Below are 17,394 nucleotides of genomic sequence, written 5' to 3'. Positions count from 1 at the left end.
CCAAAGAGCTCCTCAAAATCGAAGACCTGCACGCCTGGTACGGCGAGTCGCACATCCTGCATGGCGTGAACCTCACGGTCAACGAAGGCGAAGTGGTGACGCTGCTGGGCCGCAACGGCGCCGGCCGCACCACCACCATGCGCGCCATCGTCGGCATGACGGGTGCGCGCAAGGGCTCGATCAAGATCAACGGCGAAGAAGCCATCAAGCTGGCGCCGCACAAGGTGGCCCGGCTGGGCGTGGGCTACTGCCCCGAAGAGCGCGGCATTTTCGCCAGCCTCACGGCCGAAGAAAACCTGATGCTGCCGCCCACCATAGGCCCGGGCGGCATGAGCCTGGACGAGATCTACGCGATGTTCCCCAACCTCAAGGAACGCGCCGGCAGCCCCGGCACGCGCCTGTCGGGCGGCGAGCAACAGATGCTGGCCGTTGCGCGCATTTTGCGCACGGGCGCGCGCCTCTTGCTGCTCGATGAAATCTCCGAGGGCCTGGCGCCCGTCATTGTGCAGAAGCTCGCCGAGATGATCCTTACGCTCAAAGCCAAGGGCTACACCATCGTGCTGGTGGAGCAGAACTTCCGTTTCGCCGCGCCGCTGGCCGACCGCTTCTACGTCATGGAGCACGGCCGCATCGTCAAGCAGTTCGCGCAGAACGAACTCGCCGGCAACATGGGCATGCTGCAGGAATACCTCGGCGTCTGACGCCGGAGTGCCGCCTTCTTTTCAGTCCATCCGATTTCCCCACCCCTTCATTCCCTTATCCCCACACCTTTCACCCCCTCAATAACAGGAGACATCATGAAACTCAAAGCACTTGTTGCCGCACTCGCCCTCGGCCTCACCGGCGCCGCCTTCGCGCAGAACACCGGCCCGATCAAGATCGGCATCATCACCGACMTGTCSRGCCTGTACGCCGACATCGACGGCCCCGCCGGCGCGGAAATGCTGAGGTGGGCCGTGCAGGATTTCGGCGGCAAGGTCCTGAACCGCCCCATCGAGGTGCTGAGCGCCGACCACCAGAACAAGGCCGACGTCGCGTCGTCCAAGGCACGCGAGTGGATCGACAAGGACGGCCTGCAGATGCTGATAGGCGGCACCAACTCCGGCACGGCGCTGGCCRTGTCCAAAGTCACCACCGAAAAGAAAAAACCCTTCATCGCCATCGGCGCCGGCTCCGCCCGCCTGACGAATGAGGACTGCTCGCCCTACACCGTGCACTACGCCTACGACACGGTGTCGCTGGCCAAGGTGGCCGGCTCCGCGCTGGTCAAGGCCGGCAACAAGAGCTGGTACTTCCTGACCGCCGACTACGCCTTCGGCTACTCGCTCGAAGGCGATGCCTCCACCGTGGTCAAGGCCAATGGCGGCACCGTGGCCGGCGCCGTACGCCACCCGCTGAACGCGTCCGACTTCTCGTCCTTCCTGCTGCAGGCGCAATCGTCCAAGGCGCAGATCCTGGCCTTGGCCAACGCCGGCGGCGACTTCACCAACGCCATGAAGGCCGCCAAGGAATTCGGCATTGGCAAGACCATGAAGGTCGCCGGCCTGCTGGTGTTCATCAACGACGTGCACTCCCTGGGCCTGGCCAACACCGAAGGCCTGCAGCTGGCTGACAGCTGGTACTGGAACCAGGACGACGCCTCGCGCAAGTTCGCCAAGCGCTTCTTCGACAAGTACAAGCGCATGCCTTCCAGCCTGCAGGCGGCCGACTACTCCGCCACCATGAGCTACCTGAAGGCCGTGCAGGCCGCCGGCACCACCGACACCGACAAGGTCATGAGCACGCTCAAGGGCATGAAGATCGACGACTTCTACAACAAGGGCCAGATCCGCGCCGACGGCCGCATGATCCACGACATGTACCTCTATGAAGTCAAGAGCGCCAAGGATTCCAGCACGCCATGGGACTACTACAAGACCATCGCCAAGGTGCCCGGCGACCAGGCCTTCACCACGGTGGCCGAGTCCAAATGCGCGGCTGTGAAGAAGTAATGGAATAAATGGAGCAATGGCGCAAGCCTTGAACTGACGGCAAAAAAAACGGAGAAGAACGAGGGGTTTGATCCAGCCGGCCATCCGCAGGGATGGCCGGCTGCATCTTTAAGCACCCTCCCATTCCCGCCACAACTAACGGTATCGGTGTCCTGACAGGTTCCCATGGAAATTTTCGGTATTCCCCTGCAAGCGTTTATGGGCCAGCTGATGCTGGGCCTGGTCAATGGCGCTTTCTACGCCATGCTGAGCCTGGGGCTCGCGGTGATTTTCGGCCTGCTGGGCATCGTCAACTTCGCGCACGGCGCGCTCTACATGCTGGGCGCCTTCGCCGCCTGGATCATGCTGGACATGTTCGGCATGAATTACTGGTTCGCGCTGGTGCTGGCGCCGCTGACGGTCGGCATCCTCGGCGTCATCATCGAGCGGCTTTTCCTCAAACACCTGTACAAGCTGGACCCGCTCTACGGCCTGCTGCTGACCTTCGGCCTGGCGCTGGTGCTGGAAGGCGTTTTCCGTGAAATTTACGGCGTCTCGGGCCAGAACTACAACGTACCCGACCTGCTGGCAGGCTCCATGGACCTCGGCTTCATGCGCCTGCCGATTTACCGCGCCTGGGTGGTGGTGGTGTCGCTGGTGGTTTGCCTGGGGACCTGGTTCCTGATCGAGCGCACCCGGCTGGGCGCCTACCTGCGGGCAGGCACTGAAAACGCGCCGCTGGTGCAGGCCTTCGGCGTCAACGTCCCCATGATGGTCATGCTGACCTACGGCGCCGGCGCCGCGCTGGCGGCGCTGGCCGGCGTGCTGGCCGCGCCCATCATCCAGGTCAACCCGCTCATGGGCTCCAACCTGATCATCGTGGTGTTCGCCGTCGTGGTGATCGGCGGCATGGGCTCCATCCTCGGCTCGGTCATCACCGGCCTGGGCCTGGGCATCGTCGAAGGCCTGACCCGCGTGTTTTACCCTGAAGCCTCCAATATTGTTGTGTTCGTCATCATGGTGATTGTTCTGATGTTCCGGCCCGCCGGCCTCTTCGGAAAAGAGGTCTAGAGATGTTGGCCCCCACGCTTTTCACTTCGTGTAATGCGCTGCCCCCCGAGGGGGCGCTGCGCCTGCGGCCCGGCAAAGCCGGTTCCGCGGCCCCTGCTGGCACTGGAAGTCCGTGCCTGCCGCTTGGCTCGATGGATATCTGAATGAACAACGCAAAAAAATTGACCCGCATCACCTACGTCGCGCTGCTGGCCCTGGCACTGGTGGCCCCGTTGCTCGGCCTCTACCCGGTGTTTGTGATGAAGCTGCTGTGCTTCGCGCTGTTTGCCTGCGCCTTCAACCTGCTGCTGGGCTTCACCGGCCTGCTGTCTTTCGGCCACGCGGCCTTCTTCGGCTCGGCGGCCTATGTCACCGGCTGGTTCATCAAGTCGCAAAACTGGACACCCGAGCTGGCCCTGCTGGCCGGCGCGGTGGCGGCYGGCCTGATAGGCCTGCTGGTCGGCCTGGTGGCGATTCGCCGTCAGGGCATTTACTTCGCCATGATCACGCTGGCCATCGCGCAGATGGTTTACTTCGTCTGCCTGCAGGCGAAATTTACCGGCGGCGAGGACGGCCTGCAGGGCGTGCCGCGCGGCAAGCTGTTCGGCCTGCTCCCGCTCGAATCCGACATCTACCTGTATTACGTGGTGGTGGCGATTTTTGTGGCCTGCTTCCTGTTCATCTCGCGCATCGTGCATTCGCCTTTCGGCCAGGTGCTCAAGATGATCCGCGAGAACGAGCCCCGCGCCATCTCGCTGGGCTACAACGTGGACCGCTACAAGCTGCTGGCCTTTGTGCTGTCGGCCTCGCTGGCGGGCCTTGCCGGTTCGATGAAGACGCTGGTCATGGGTTTTGCCACGCTGTCCGACGTGCACTGGTCCATGTCCGGTGAGGTCATCCTGATGACGCTGCTGGGCGGCGTCGGCACCTTCTTCGGCCCGGTCATGGGATCCGGCATCGTGATCGCGCTGCAAAACCTGCTGGCCGACAAGGTCGGCTCCTGGGTCACCGTCATCATCGGTGCGATCTTTGTGCTGTGCGTGCTGGCCTTCCGCAAGGGCGTGATCGGTGAGTTGCAGGCCTTCCTGGAGCGCCGCCGCAACGCCGCCAAGGCGGCATCGCAGCAAGCCTGAGCGGCCGCAAACGCCCACAAAAAAAACGCGCAGAACCTGCGCGCTTTTTTTTGGACGCCCCAAAAGTCCAGACGATCAAGGCCCGTCCGTCGACAACGCGTAGTTCACATGCTGCGGCAGTACCAGCTGCCCCTGCCCGTTGGGCACGGCCTCGATGTGGATCTGCGGCTGCGCCGCCTGCACGCTGCCAAAAATCGTGGCAAACGCAATGTCGGCCGCGTCCCGTCCCGTGGCGAAGCGCACAAAGCCCATGGGAATCGCCGTGCCCGAAGGGTCGAAGATGTACCAGCGATCGCCCAGGTAGACCTCGACGTAGGCGTGAAAATCCGGCGGGCCCAACGCGGGGTCGGCGCCAAAGTCCATGCCACTGGCCATGCGCGCCGGCAGGCTGGCCGCGCGGCACAAGGCGATCATCAKGTGCGCAAAATCGCGGCACACGCCCACCCGTTCTATCAGGGTGTCGATGGCCGACGTCGTGCTGTTGCTGGTGTTGCCCTGGAAACTCACGTGCCGCTGCACCCAGTCGCAAATCGCCCGCGCGCGGCCATAACCGAGCGGCAGATGGCCGAACTGGCTGTTGGCCAGCGTCATCAACCGGTCCGACTGGCAATAGCGGCTGGGATAAAGATAAGGCAGCACCTCGCCGGGCAGTGCCAGCGGGCTCAGTTCGGGCAGCGAGCCCGGCTGCGCCTCGTAGTGAACCAGGTCCACGACCGCCGTATAGCTCAGCGTGAACGTGCCCGGCTCGGCATGCAGGCGCAGAAACCGGCTTTGCGTGGCCGGGTCGGTATAGCTACTGGTGGCCACAGGCTGGCTCAGGCCCAGCGACTCGTTCACCACCCATTGCCGCGGCGTGTACGCGGCCTGGATGTTGAAGATGAAGTCGGCGCCGGGCGCCATCACCTCGTAGCCCAGCACGGTGGAAAATTCAAGCCTGACCATGGGATGCCTTCTGTCTTGGGGTTTGGCTCCAAAGACAAGGAGCCGGTATGTGCGCGGCGAGCGGAGTCGTTCGCCGTCGCCACCCATTAGGCGCGCAAAAAAGGGCCGTATCCACGCTTGGCGAAATTCGCCGGGAAGCCCTGGCTTTCCAAGCCGACAGCCTCGCGTCGCCGAGGCCTACAAAGCTTGCGGTCGCAAGTTTTTTCTTAGAGCCGCTCACAAAACCCAGCGAAGCGGTCCCGGCTAGGCGCGACGCCGCAGACAGTGCACCAGCACGGCAAAGCGGCTGCAACAACGCCAGGAGGGGTTTTTGAGCGGCTCTAGGTGCCGCGGAACTCGCGCCGGTACGCCGAGGGGGAGGTGCCCAGCGTCGCCGCGAAATGCTGGCGCAGCGACACCGCCGAGCCGAAGCCCGCATCAAGCGCGATCTGTTCCATGGAGCGGTCGGTTGACTCCAGCTGGCGCTGCGCCAGGCCCAGGCGCTGGCTGGTGAGCCACTGGCCCACCGTGGTGCCCGTGACCTGCCGGAAATGCCGCGTGAAGGTGCGCCGGCTCATCAGCGCGCGCGCCGCCAGGGCGTCCAGGCTGTGCGGCTGGCCCAGGTTTTTCTGCACCCAGGCCAGGATGGCCGACAGCCGGTGGTCGGCGCCCGTGGCCGGCAGGGGCTGCTCGACATACTGCGCCTGCCCGCCCTGGCGCTGCGGCGCCACCACCATGCGGCGCGCCACACGGTTCGCCACCTCGGCGCCATAGTCCAGGCGCAGCACATGCAGGCAGCAATCGATGCCGGCCGCCGTGCCGGCCGAGGTCAGCACGTCGCCGTCGTCCACATACAGCACGTCGGGCTGCAGCCGCACTTTGGGGTAGCGCGCGGCAAAGGCCGGCACCAGCGCCCAGTGTGTGGTCGCCGGCCGGCCGTCGAGCAGGCCGGCCTCGGCCAGCACAAACGCGCCCAGGCACAGGCCCACGATGCGCGCGCCGCGCCTGTGCGCGGCCTGCAAGGCCTTGAGCAGGGCTTCAGGCGGACGCTCCATCGCGTCGCGCCAGGACGGCACCACGATGGTCTGCGCCTTGGCGAGCGCGCCCAGGCCTTTGTCCACCTGGATGCCGAAGCCCGAGGTGGTGCGCAGCGTGCCGGGTTTTTCGGCGCACACCACGAGCTTGAAGCGCGGCTGGTCCGTCGCCGAGAAGTCGTTGCCGAACACCATGCACGGCACCGACAGATGAAACGGGCTGATGCCGTCAAACGCAACCACGGCCACGCTGCCGTCCTGGCGCACGGTGAGTTTTTCGGGCCTGGCGGCGGCTTTTCGGGCTGGATGCAGGGGTCTGGGTGACATGGCCCGATTCTATCGTGCATTGTCATTTGGGCCACTGTCTTGCAAACGCATTCAAGCCAACAATTCATCCGTCACCAACAACCACCACCGCTTCAAGCACAGAAAGCTTTTCATGACCACCAGCAACACCACAATCCCCAAAGCCCCGCGCCGCGCCCTCGTCGTGATCGACGTGCAAATGGAATACTTCAACGGCGGCCTGCTAATCGAATACCCGCCCGTGGCCCAAACCCTGCCCAACATAGGCCGCGCCATGGACGCCGCCCGCGCGGCCGGCATCCCCATCGTCGTGGTGCAGCACAGCGAATCCGCCGCCGCACCGGTGTTCGCCAAAGGCTCCGCCACCTGGGCGCTGCATGACACCGTGGCCAGCCGCCCGCGCGACCACTACATTGAAAAAGCCTGGCCCAGCGTCTACACCGGCACCGACTTCGCATCCTGGCTGGAACAGCACGGCATAGACACGCTGACCGTGATCGGCTACATGACGCACAACTGTGACGCCTCGACGATTTTTGAAGCCACGCACCGCGGCCTGCACGTCGAGTTTCTGACCGACGCCACCGGCGCCCTGCCCTACGCCAACGAAGCCGGCAGCGCCAGCGCCGAGGAAATCCACCGCGTGTTCAGCGTGGTGTTCCACTCGCGCTTTGCCGCCGCGGGGTCTACCGATGCGTGGATAGATGTCATCCAGGCCGGGGGGCGGCTGGAGAAAGGCAATATCCTGGTGTCAAACCGCGCGGCGCTGGCCGCGCGCTGAATCAGGCGCGGGGAGAGCTTCCCCGAGACGGGCGGCTCAATGCCAGTTCGCGGCCAGTACAGGCGCCAGCGCCGCCTGCTGCGCAGCTGTCAGGCTGGTCTGTCCCAAGGCCGGCGGCGTAAAGCCGGCCATGGCCTGCACCAGCTTGTCGACCTGGGTGTCCTGCAGCAGCTTGCCGTCGCCGCTCTTGATCTGCTCGACGTGGTAGGGGTTGCCCAGGTACCAGTCCTGCACGATGGCCTTGTCACCGGTGCCGATCACACTCGCTTCCAGGTCGTTGCCGGTTTTCCGGAGCCACAGCTGGCTGGCGCTGATGCCGGCCATGAACTGCAGCACGTCGATGTTGCCGGCCGTGGCGTCGTATTCCCGGATGGTGTCGGCGCCGTCGCCCCGAGCCAGCTGGTAGACATCGCCGCCCGCACCGCCCACCAAGATGTCGGCCTCCGCACCGCCTATGAAGGTTTCGGCTTGGGCCGTGCCGTAAATCGTGTCCTTGCCCGCAGTGCCCCGGTACGGCGCGGCATCAAGGGCTGCCTTCTGCCAGTTCACGCCATCGGCAAACTGGATCTGTTCGATGAGCGCGGCCGCGTAGCTCACGGCAAAGTGGTCCTTGATGGTGATCCTCTCTGCGCCAATGGTCACGTACAGGTTTGCATTGTCGCGACTGAGCAAAGCGTCAGCAGCCTTGACGTCCAACAGCTTCAATGTATCGATGTCCGTGGCTGCACCTATGTCATTGATCGTGTCGTTGCCATCACCCTTCAGCCAAATGTAGGTGTCCCCGCCAAAGCCGCCATACAAGGTGTCAGCGCCTTTGCCGCCCAGGAAAGTTTCTGCGGAGGCAGTTCCATAAATCGTATCAGCGCCGTCGCCGCCTCGATAGGCTGCGGCATCGAGATCGGCCTTTTGCCACTTTCCGCCATCCGCAAACAGTATCTGCTCAATAGGTGCGGCCGAATAGCCCGCCGCGAAATGATCTTTGACGGTGATCTTCTCAACCCCAATGGTTACAAACAGGTTGGCATTGTCCCGGCTGAGCACGGCGTTAGCGGCCTTGACGTCCAGCAGCTTTAATGTGTCGATGTCGGTGGCTGCGCCGATATCATTGATCATGTCATTGCCATCGCCCCTGGCCCAGGTATACGCGTCCCCGCCGAAGCCGCCATACAAGGTGTCGGCGCCTTTACCGCCCAGGAAAGTCTCCGCGGAGGCCGTGCCATAAATCGTATCGGCACCATCGCCACCCCGGTAGCACGCGGCATCCAGATCGGTCTTTTGCCACTTTCCGCCATCGACAAACAGGACTTGCTCGATAGGCGCGGCTGAGTAGCCCACCGCGAAATGGTCCTTGATCGTGATCTTCTCCGTCCCGATGGTCACATACAGGTTCGCGGTGTCCCGGCTCAGCACGACGTCAGCAGCCTTGACGTCTACCAGCTTCAGCGAGTCGATGACCACATCACACCGCAAGCCAATGCTTTCATGCAGGGGCTTGTACAGGGTTTGGTCCATGAGTTGACCGTACAGGGACTCGCTCAGCAGCGCATAGGTTCGCATCAGCTGCTCCGCCGCGTAGGGAGCGGGATCGGCGTAGATTCCATATTGCAAAAATCCACGCCCTATAAATGCCTCAACGGAGTAGAGCTTGCGTGCGTCGATGTAATCGCCGCGGCTATTCCACTCATGCTCAGCGGCACCTGTCCAGGCCCACAGGATCTGGTCAAACAGGCTAATGCGCGCCGTCTCATCGGATGTGTTCTGAAAGCTCTGTACCAGCCCCTGCAGCTTGCCGCTGGCGTCGCGCGCCATGGCCTGGTGCAGGCTGTGCACGTTGCCAAAACCGTCGATGTCTGGCAAGGCGGCAATCGTGCTGTTGACCGCCACCAGGTCGGTATCGATGGTGCGCGCGGTGTCCACGGCAAACCAGACATCGTCCATGGCGCGGTTCTGCCCGGCCGTGGTGGTGAAGCTGCCGGCCTGCAGATGCTGGTTGCCGTTGGCGTCTGTCACGGATTGCGTGGTGTAGCCGGTGTTCAGGCTCTTGACGCCGGCTTGGGCCAGTGTGAGCAGCTCACCCGCATCGACCACGCCGTTGCTGTTGGCGTCCTTGAAAACACGCAGCTGGCGGGAGGCCGCGTCGTTGGCATCCACCTTGCCGTCCTTGTTGGAATCCAGGTCGGCCAGCGCGGTAAAACCGTTATCGGCCTTGCTGCCGTTCTTCAGAACTGTATTGTTGCCAAACAGTTCGGCGCCGTTGTCGAGCTGGCCGTTTCCGTTTTTATCCCAGACGAGCAGGCCGTCGTTCTTGCCGACCCAGCCGGTCTGTTCGGCAAACTTGTTGCCGTCGTGGTCGAAGTGGATGCCAGCGGTTTTGCTGAGGGTCTCCACACCGTTGAGGCTATCGAGGTCGAGGATCAGAGGACTGTAGGTTTGTTCGGCGGTGCCGAATTGAGTTTGCACGGCTGAGACTACGGGGTCGGACCCACGATTGGTGGGTTTAGGTGGAGGACACGGTATCCCCAAGACCTGGCAATTGCCTGGATCAGTCAGGATGACTTCCAGCTCTCTACTGGATTTTCCACTTATCTGTTTTGCAATCTCAGCAACTTCAGATGGGGGTGCAGAAAAAAAGAACGGGGCTTTGAGTAGTTTTCCAAGATGTTTGATGGCTTCGATAGATCTACTGACAACACCGCCTTGGTTGTTATTTTGGGCTTCCTGATTAATTTCTCGCACATCTTGAACGAGTTCACCGCCAGCCTTTTTTTGTCCTGGGCTAATGTCCATTTTTTTCTCCTTTTTCCGTTCGGATGGTTTGAATTAACTGAATGGTTTTTCGAGCAGGCTCATAACCGGTGTCCAGGCTGCTATTCGCCCAACGCATCGCCAAGTTCAAGTCTTCAGGAACGCCTGTTCCCGTTGCGTACAGACGAGCCAGGCGGTCGCGTGCCCGCCCATTTCCCAGGAAGGCCGATGACTCGAACCACTGCGCGGACTGGGCAATGTCTTTGGGCGTGTTGGGAAGTGCCCCGAAATAGACCACACCCAGCATGAGGTGAGCAGTTGAGTCCCCCTGTGCCGCGGCGCGTTTGAACCATCGAATGGCTTCATCAGTGTTTTGGCTGACCCCCTCCCCGTTCAGGTACAACATACCCAGCCGCGTTTGGGAGTCCGTGAAGCCCTTCAAAGCCAGGTCCTGGTGCAATGGAAAAGCTTCGGTGTAGTTCTTCTCGTTTTCGTAGTCGCGTGCGAGGCGGTACTGGGCCTTGACCTCGCCGGCGGCCATGGCCTCGCGAAGAAGAACTTTTGCGTAAGCTTTATCCGTGGGGTGCCACCAGATGTCATTCGTGTACAGCTGTGCCAACAGAATTTGCGTGGGCGGACTTTTCGTTGTTCGGCCCAGTACGTGTACTGCCGCCAAAATAAATCCGAATGCCAGAACAAGTACGATCACACACCACTTCAACAACCAGATAAGCCTTTGGCCGACACGAAGAAATGACTCCACGATGGGGTGGATGGCTTTGACAGATTCGTTTTGGCCCAGTACTGGATTCATTTTTTACTCCCTTTGAGGGATTGAATGAACTGGATCGTGACCCTCGCTGGCGCATGACCTGCGTCCAGGCTCTTGTCCGCCCAATACATCGCCATGTCGAGGTTTTTGGGAACCCCTCTCCCTATCGCATACAAGCCTGCCAAGGTGTCCTGGGCTTGGGCATTGCCCAGGTAGGCCGATGACTGCATCCATTGCGCGCCCAGGACATCGTTCCGGGGCAAGTTGGGCAGGTCCCTCAAATAGATCGCGCCAAGGAAAAGGTGCGCATTCGCATCCCCTTGTGCCGCGGCCATTTTCAGCCATTGAATGGCTACATCGGTGTTCTGGCTGACGCTGCGCCCTTCCACATACATCACCCCCAGCCGCGTTTGGGCGCCAGGCCATCCCTTCAAAGCCAGGTCTTGGTACAAGGGAAAGGCTTGCGCATAGTTTTTTTCGATCTCGTAGGAACGCGCCAGGAGGTACTGAGCATTGCCGTCACCGGCGACAACGGCCTCGCGAAGAAGTTCTTTTGCGTAAGCTTTGTCCGTCGGGTGCCACCAATACTCGTCTGAGTACCACTGCGCCAACACAATTTGTGCCTTGGGCATACCCACAATTCGGGCCAGCACATGGGCTGTGGTCAACACGAGTCCATAAACCAGCAAGACCGCGATCGTGCCCCAGGTCAACCATTTGAGGAGCCGCTGGCCCGGTGCTTCGGCGGGAGAAGATTTTTTCGGGTCCGTGGTTTGACCGGCGTGTGCATCCTCGTGGAGGCCTTCCCGCAAATCCGGCAACTCATCAACCTGATCGAAATAATCCACTCCCTCGTCCTTTGTTTTGCTTTGATCGCTGGACTGTAAAGAGAAGCTTTGGAACAAGCCAATAGCGTTTAAACATGCGTGCATACGCATCTCTCATAGAGCGAATGGACACAAATCCCCGTGTGGACACAGAGCCAACGCCCACGAATCCGCCTGCGCAGGTTGCGCAAACAGATAGAAAAAATGGGATTGAACGCGGAGGGCGCTGACGTCCCTCACAGTGCTTTTTTCGCGAATGAAACTCAGGCGAAGCGAAACTTCGCGCCAGATGCGCGCTTGCTTGGCGGCGTCAAAATCATCAGGGAGCGCGTCACGCGGGGCATTGGACGCCCCGGGCGCCTCAGTCTTCCAGCAGCCGCACCTTCACACTCTTGCCTTTGACGCGGCCGGCCGAAAGTTTTTGCAGCGCTTCGTTCGCAATGCGGCGATCCACCGCGACATAGGTGGAGAACTCGTTGACGTTGATCTTGCCGACCTGCTCGCGCGTGAAGCCAGCCTCGCCGGTCAGTGCGCCCAGCACGTCGCCGGCGCGGATTTTCTCCTTGCGGCCGCCGACGATCTGCAGGGTGACCATGGGTGGCAGCAGGGGCTCATTGCTGGCGGGCGTCAGTTCCGTCAGTTTGTGCCACTCGGACTCGGCTTTCTGCAGCACTTCGATTTTCCCGACGTAGCCCATCTCGTCCATGCTGGCCAGGCTGATGGCCCAGCCCTCTTCGTCGGCACGGCCGGTGCGGCCTATGCGGTGGATGTGCACCTCGGCGTCGGGCGTGACGTCGACGTTGATGACCATTGCGAGTTGCGCGATGTCCAGGCCGCGCGCGGCCACGTCGGTGGCCACCAGCACGGAGCAGCTACGGTTGGCAAACTGCACCAGCACCTGGTCGCGCTCGCGCTGCTCGAGTTCACCGAACAGGGCCAGTGCGCTGAAACCCTGGTCTTTCAGATACGCCACCAGTGCGCGGCACTGCGACTTGGTGTTGCAGAAGGCCAGGGTGCTGGCCGGGCGGAAGTGCCGCAGCACCTGCGCGACAGCGCCCAGGCGGGCTTCGTCATGGTCGCTGTCGGGCACCTGGTACCAGCGCTGCTGTATCTTGGTTTTTTCATGCTGCGCCTGGACCGTGATGGTTTGCGGCGCCTTCATGAACTGCTGGCTGAGCTTGGCGATGCCTTCGGGGTAGGTGGCCGAGAACAGCAGGGTTTGCCGCTCTTTGGGGCACTGCTTGGCGACGGTGACGATGTCTTCGAAAAAGCCCATGTCCAGCATGCGGTCGGCTTCGTCCAGCACCAATGTGTTGAGCGCTTCAAGCGTGAGGTTGCCGCGCGCCAGGTGGTCCATGATGCGGCCGGGTGTCCCGACCACGATGTGCGCGCCGTTTTCCAGGCTGGCGGTCTGGTTGCGCAGCGGCACACCGCCGCACAGCACCACGACTTTGGTGTTCTCTTCGGCCCGCGCGAGGCGGCGGATCTCGGTCGCGACCTGGTCGGCCAGTTCGCGTGTGGGGCACAGCACCATGGCCTGCACCGCGAAGCGGCGGGCATTGAGGTTGGCCAGCAGCGGGATCGCAAAGGCGGCCGTCTTGCCGCTGCCGGTCTTGGCCTGGGCGATCAGGTCTTTGCCCAGCAGCGCCACCGGCAGGCTGGCGGCCTGGATGGGCGTCATGTTCAGGTAGCCGAGCTGCTGCAGGTTAGCCAGCGTGGCGGGGGTCAACGGCAGGGTATTGAAGTCAGTGCTAGCTGTGCCGGATGCGGGCGTCTTGGAAGGGGTAGTCATACACCGATTATCGGCGCATGGGTTCAAGGCCCTTTTTCGCCCGATGCCGGCACGATGGGCAATAGCAGCAGCGAGGGCCTGTCCGCCGACAGATGCACCCGGTTGACGGCCGCCTGCCGGCGCTGCGAACGGCCTTCGGGCTCGCCGGTGTTGGGGTTCACATCGAAGCGCGGGAAGTTGCTGCTGGAGATGTCCAGGCGGATGCGATGCCCCTTCTTGAAGAGGTTGGAGGTGGGCATGGGCTCGATGGTGATCTCGGCAATTTCGCCGGGCGCCAGCAGTTCCGGGTTTTCCCAGGAGCGCCGGTAGCGGCAGCGAAGGATGCCGTCGGTGAGGTTCATGGCGTAGCCCTGCGGGTAGTCGGCATTGGGCGGATGCACGTCGATCAGCTTGGCGGTGAAGTCGGTATCGGGTGCACTCGAGGAAATCCACAGCTTGATGACGACCGGGCCCGTGACTTCGATATCGCCCTCGAGCACAGGCGTTTCAAACACCAGGATGTCCGGCCGCGCGGCAAGCGGCAGATAAGGAGGCCGGGCGCCGAAAATTCCTTGATGCGTGCGCTGGTCATAGGTACCGGCTGTCATCAAGGGCTCGCCCGAGGTGATGGATCCGCCGATGGTCGGCACCGGATGCGCCGGATCAAAGTCAAATTCCAGCACGGCCTCCGGGGCTTCCCGGGCCTGGATTTGCGTTTGCAGCGTGCCGTCGGCCCGCAGGTAGTAGGGCCGGAACTCGGTGCCGGGAATTGGCCAATCGCCGGCCGTGCACCAGCGGCCGCCATGGTCGAGCCGACCGCTTTCGGTGCGGCGCCCCGAGCCGCCACCCATGCGGAAATAGCGCACCGCCGGATCGTCCGCGGCGTGGCCGGTTCCCTGCGCGGCATCGCCTTTGACGTCGCCCTTGAGCCAACGGTCAAACCAGGCGAGGCGAAAAGCCAGGTGGTCCTCTGCCAGCGTTCCATCGAGCGTGGCCTGCGGGCCGAAATCGACGTCCCCGGCGAAAGTGACGCTGCGCTCGCCGTGGGTCCACGGCCCCAGCACCAGGCGCGCCATGCCCTTCTTCCGGCGCGAAATGCCGAGGTAGTTGTCGGTGGTGGTCTGGGCATAAGGGTCCCACCAGCCGCACATCAGCAGGGTGGGGATGCCGTCAAAGCTGTCGTAGTGCCCGGCGGCATAAAGCTCCGGCTGGCGCCAATAGGCATCGAAGTTGCCGTGCTCCCATTGCTCGAACAGGTAGTTCTCGTATTCGGGCACCCATTTCAGCGGCGAATGCCCGCGCTTCCAGGGCATGGCGGCGAACCAGGCGGCGATGTCCTCGGCGGCCAGCGCCGCCCGGATGACGGCATCGCGCTGCGCGGGGCCGGTCCGCTGGGCATTGGTATAGGCCCAGGTCGCCTGTTTGAGTTCAAACGCGCCGCCGTGGCGAATGCCGCCGCGGTAGGCATTGGCAAAGCCGCCGGCCTCCWGGAACATCGCCGCGAGGCCGGGCGGGCGCCGGCTCACCAGCGCGGTTTGTGTGTGCGCCGCATAAGACAAGCCCAGTGTGCCGATGCGGCCGTTGCACCAGGGCTGCGCGGCCACCCACGCCAGCGTGTCATGGCCGTCGTTGGCTTCTCCCAGGTATTTGGTGAAGACGCCTTCGGATGCAAAGCGCCCCCGGCAGTCCTGCAAGACCACCGCATAGCCGCTGCGCGCGAACCGGGCCGCGACCTCGGCGCGGGAGACGGGACGTGGATCGCGCGCCGTGCGCTCGCGGACGGTTTCGTTGGTTTTGCCGTAGGGCGTGCGCTCCACCAGCACCGGGAACGGGCCCGGCAGGGCCCGGCCATCGCGAGCCGGAAGGTACACATCCGTGGCCAGGTGTATGCCATCGCGCATCACCACCATGACATCGCGCTGGCTTGCCACCTCAGGGAGCGGTGCGGCAGGTGGCGCCGAAGCGGCGGGCGCCGCTTGCGGCCCTTGCGTCAAATAGTTCATATCGCGCGTCCCCGGTCAGTCGATCTTGAGCTTGCGCTCGGCGATCAGTTGGGTCCAGCGCGCTGTGTCTTCCCGGATGTAGCGGGCCAGATCCTGCGCGCTGCCGGGTGCCGGCTCGCTGCCCTGCGCCACCAGTTGCCTGGCCACTTCGGGGTCGCGCAGCGCCCGCTGCAAGTCCGCGCTGGCCTTGTCCACCCGCGCGGCCGGGGTGCGGGCCGGCGCAAACAGGCCGTACCAGATGTCGTACTCAAAACCCGGCACGCCCGCTTCGGCCATGGTGGGAAGTTGCGGCAGCAACGCGGAACGCCTGGGGCTGGCCACGGCCAGGGCCGTGAGCTTGCCGGCGCTGATCTGGTGGGCCACGCTGGGTATCGCGTTGATGCCCAGCTGGACGTGCCCGCCCACCAGTTCATTGACGGAAGGCGCGGCTCCCTTGTAAGGCACGTGGACCATCTCGGTCCCCGTCATGGCCAGGAACATCTCCATGGCCAGATGGTTCGGGCCACCGGTGCCGCTGGAGCTGTAGTTGAGCTGCCCCGGCCTGCTTTTTGCCAAGGCGATGAGCTCCTTGACGGATTTCACGCCGACCGAGGGATGGGTGGTCAGCACCGGAGTGTTGGTCAGGACCTTGCCCACGGGAACAAAATCCCGGGCCGGGTTGTAGGGCAGTTTGCTGTTCAAAAGCGGGGTGGTCACGATGCCGGAACCTGCACCCAGCAGCAGGGTGTAGCCGTCCGCGGGCGCCGCCGCCGCGGCCTGCATGCCCGGAACGCCCGGGCGGTTGTCGACGATGACGGGCTGGCCCCAGTACTCCGAGAGCTTGCGCGCGACCACGCGCATGGCGTTGTCCGCCGCGGCCCCCGGTGGAAACGGGATGATGATGCGCACCGGCTTTTCGGGATAGCCCGCGGCCTGGGCGGTACCGGCTACGGCCAGGCCGGCCAGGCTAAACAAAGCAGCGGTCAACAGGAAGAGGCGTCTGCGCATGAAAGTATTCTCCGGGAGAAGGGACGTAGTGGACGTAGGGACATCAGAAATCGTGGCGGATACCGGCACCCACGGAACGGATGGCCGCGCCGGCCTTGCTTGAATCGACTCCGTCCCGATCAAGGAAGGCCTGCAGTTCGGTCCGCTTGGACAGGGCGTAGGTATAGGCCAGCTGATGGCGCCTGCGAACGCCGGACGGTGAAGCCTGCACATCCCGCCGCAGCAGGTTCAGCACCAGCGCATGAGCGCCCTGGCTGTACTTGGCGCCCGCTATCCAGAAGTTCACGTAGCGGCGCGTGAGCGCGGTGTTCTGGTATTTGTCCTGCCCGGCCAGCACATAGGGTTCGATGGCGCCAAAGGCATAACGCGCGCCGGCTTGCCATTTGCCGGAAAACTCATTGGCCAGCAAGCCCGCCGGGCGCGTGTCTTTCCCGAATCCGATCCCGGCCTTCAGCGGCCCGTCGGCATAGTTGAGCCCCAGGTCCAGCGATTTGGAACCGTCCTCGACATCGGGTGTGGCCACCACGCCGCGCAGGTAGTAGCGGGCGCGGATGTCAAAGCCCGAGTAGTTGGGGCTGGCGTAACCCACGGCATTGGAGGTGCGGTTGCGCGCATTCAGCATCGAGGTGCCGATGGCGGTGGCGCCGGCATCGTTGGCGGCAAAACTGGTGATGGCGGTCACCTGCGAATACAGGGGCGAGCCGGTGGGGTTGGCGGAATCCAGGCGTCCCAGCGCCATGGCGCCCCAGTCCCCGCGCAGCCCGACATAGCTGTTGCGGTAGGCCGGAACAGTAGCGGCCCCGGTATCCGCATCGATCCCCATCTCCATCCCGAACAAGGCCGCCATGCCGCCGCCCAGGTCTTCGGCGCCCCGGATACCCAGGCGCGATGCGTTGTCGCGCATTTCCGTCACTTCTCCCGCGGGAGCGGCCTTGGTGCTGTTGAGGGTCAGGCGTACCTGCCCGTAGATGAGGTTCTGGCCGGCCGCCGGCACAGCGGCCGCGGCGAGCAGCAGGCCGCCGAGAAGGATCGCGCACGCATGAAGGTTCATGAAAAAAATCTCCCGTCGTTAGATGGATATGTTGCAGAGGTGG

At 63.2% G+C, this 17,394-nt stretch carries 14 protein-coding genes; 5 read left to right on the top strand and 9 right to left on the bottom strand.

The window, feature by feature from the left end; genetic code table 11:
* From AC1D0P_RS02455 to AC1D0P_RS02440, 4 genes are all read left to right on the top strand, one after another.
* Nucleotides 1-701, top strand: a 701-nt coding sequence (locus tag AC1D0P_RS02455; protein ID WP_477675231.1) for an ABC transporter ATP-binding protein, incomplete at its 5' end; no start/stop codon positions are given.
* 96 nt (nucleotides 702-797) lie between these two features.
* A complete protein-coding gene (locus AC1D0P_RS02450; RefSeq protein ID WP_477675230.1) occupies nucleotides 798-1,991 on the top strand; it encodes an ABC transporter substrate-binding protein in 1,194 nt (397 codons plus the stop codon).
* A gap of 165 nt (nucleotides 1,992-2,156) precedes the next feature.
* Nucleotides 2,157-3,041, top strand: a complete 885-nt coding sequence (locus AC1D0P_RS02445) for a branched-chain amino acid ABC transporter permease (protein WP_477675229.1) — start codon at nucleotides 2,157-2,159, stop codon at nucleotides 3,039-3,041.
* A gap of 143 nt (nucleotides 3,042-3,184) precedes the next feature.
* On the top strand, nucleotides 3,185-4,153 hold the full coding sequence (locus tag AC1D0P_RS02440) for a branched-chain amino acid ABC transporter permease (protein WP_477675228.1): 969 nt from the start codon (nucleotides 3,185-3,187) through the stop codon (nucleotides 4,151-4,153).
* 75 nt (nucleotides 4,154-4,228) lie between these two features.
* Here the strand turns inward: AC1D0P_RS02440 and AC1D0P_RS02435 are convergent, their stop codons facing one another.
* Both AC1D0P_RS02435 and AC1D0P_RS02430 read right to left on the bottom strand, forming a co-directional pair.
* Nucleotides 4,229-5,095: a transglutaminase-like domain-containing protein gene (locus AC1D0P_RS02435; protein ID WP_477675227.1), complete on the bottom strand. Its 867-nt coding sequence runs from the start codon at nucleotides 5,093-5,095 to the stop codon at nucleotides 4,229-4,231.
* Nucleotides 5,096-5,415: 320 nt separating this feature from the next.
* Nucleotides 5,416-6,435, bottom strand: coding sequence for a GlxA family transcriptional regulator (locus tag AC1D0P_RS02430; RefSeq protein ID WP_477675226.1), 1,020 nt, complete (start codon nucleotides 6,433-6,435; stop codon nucleotides 5,416-5,418).
* Between the two features lie 112 nt (nucleotides 6,436-6,547).
* Between AC1D0P_RS02430 and AC1D0P_RS02425 the strand changes: the two genes are divergently transcribed.
* Nucleotides 6,548-7,195: a cysteine hydrolase family protein gene (locus AC1D0P_RS02425; protein ID WP_477675225.1), complete on the top strand. Its 648-nt coding sequence runs from the start codon at nucleotides 6,548-6,550 to the stop codon at nucleotides 7,193-7,195.
* Nucleotides 7,196-7,231: 36 nt separating this feature from the next.
* Here the strand turns inward: AC1D0P_RS02425 and AC1D0P_RS02420 are convergent, their stop codons facing one another.
* From AC1D0P_RS02420 to AC1D0P_RS02390, 7 genes are all read right to left on the bottom strand, one after another.
* Nucleotides 7,232-9,982, bottom strand: a complete 2,751-nt coding sequence (locus AC1D0P_RS02420; RefSeq protein ID WP_477675224.1) for a calcium-binding protein — start codon at nucleotides 9,980-9,982, stop codon at nucleotides 7,232-7,234.
* On the bottom strand, nucleotides 9,972-10,754 hold the full coding sequence (locus AC1D0P_RS02415; RefSeq protein ID WP_477675223.1) for a tetratricopeptide repeat protein: 783 nt from the start codon (nucleotides 10,752-10,754) through the stop codon (nucleotides 9,972-9,974). The genes AC1D0P_RS02420 and AC1D0P_RS02415 overlap by 11 nt, the downstream gene beginning before the upstream one ends.
* Nucleotides 10,751-11,560: a tetratricopeptide repeat protein gene (locus AC1D0P_RS02410; protein ID WP_477675222.1), complete on the bottom strand. Its 810-nt coding sequence runs from the start codon at nucleotides 11,558-11,560 to the stop codon at nucleotides 10,751-10,753. Before AC1D0P_RS02410 ends, AC1D0P_RS02415 begins: the two co-directional genes overlap by 4 nt.
* A 340-nt stretch (nucleotides 11,561-11,900) precedes the next feature.
* Nucleotides 11,901-13,331, bottom strand: coding sequence for an ATP-dependent RNA helicase DbpA (dbpA, locus tag AC1D0P_RS02405; protein ID WP_477675221.1), 1,431 nt, complete (start codon nucleotides 13,329-13,331; stop codon nucleotides 11,901-11,903).
* Nucleotides 13,332-13,354: 23 nt separating this feature from the next.
* Nucleotides 13,355-15,313: a CocE/NonD family hydrolase gene (locus tag AC1D0P_RS02400; RefSeq protein WP_477675220.1), complete on the bottom strand. Its 1,959-nt coding sequence runs from the start codon at nucleotides 15,311-15,313 to the stop codon at nucleotides 13,355-13,357.
* A 15-nt stretch (nucleotides 15,314-15,328) separates the two neighbouring features.
* Entirely contained in the window at nucleotides 15,329-16,300 is a 972-nt protein-coding gene (locus AC1D0P_RS02395; protein WP_477675219.1) for a Bug family tripartite tricarboxylate transporter substrate binding protein, read from the bottom strand.
* A gap of 43 nt (nucleotides 16,301-16,343) precedes the next feature.
* Nucleotides 16,344-17,351: a porin gene (locus AC1D0P_RS02390; RefSeq protein WP_477675218.1), complete on the bottom strand. Its 1,008-nt coding sequence runs from the start codon at nucleotides 17,349-17,351 to the stop codon at nucleotides 16,344-16,346.
* Nucleotides 17,352-17,394 lie beyond the last annotated feature (43 nt).

This window comes from Polaromonas sp. P1_G2, from assembly GCF_056405515.1.
Note: the sequence above shows the minus strand (reverse complement) of the source record. Positions and strands in the feature narration are given on the sequence as shown.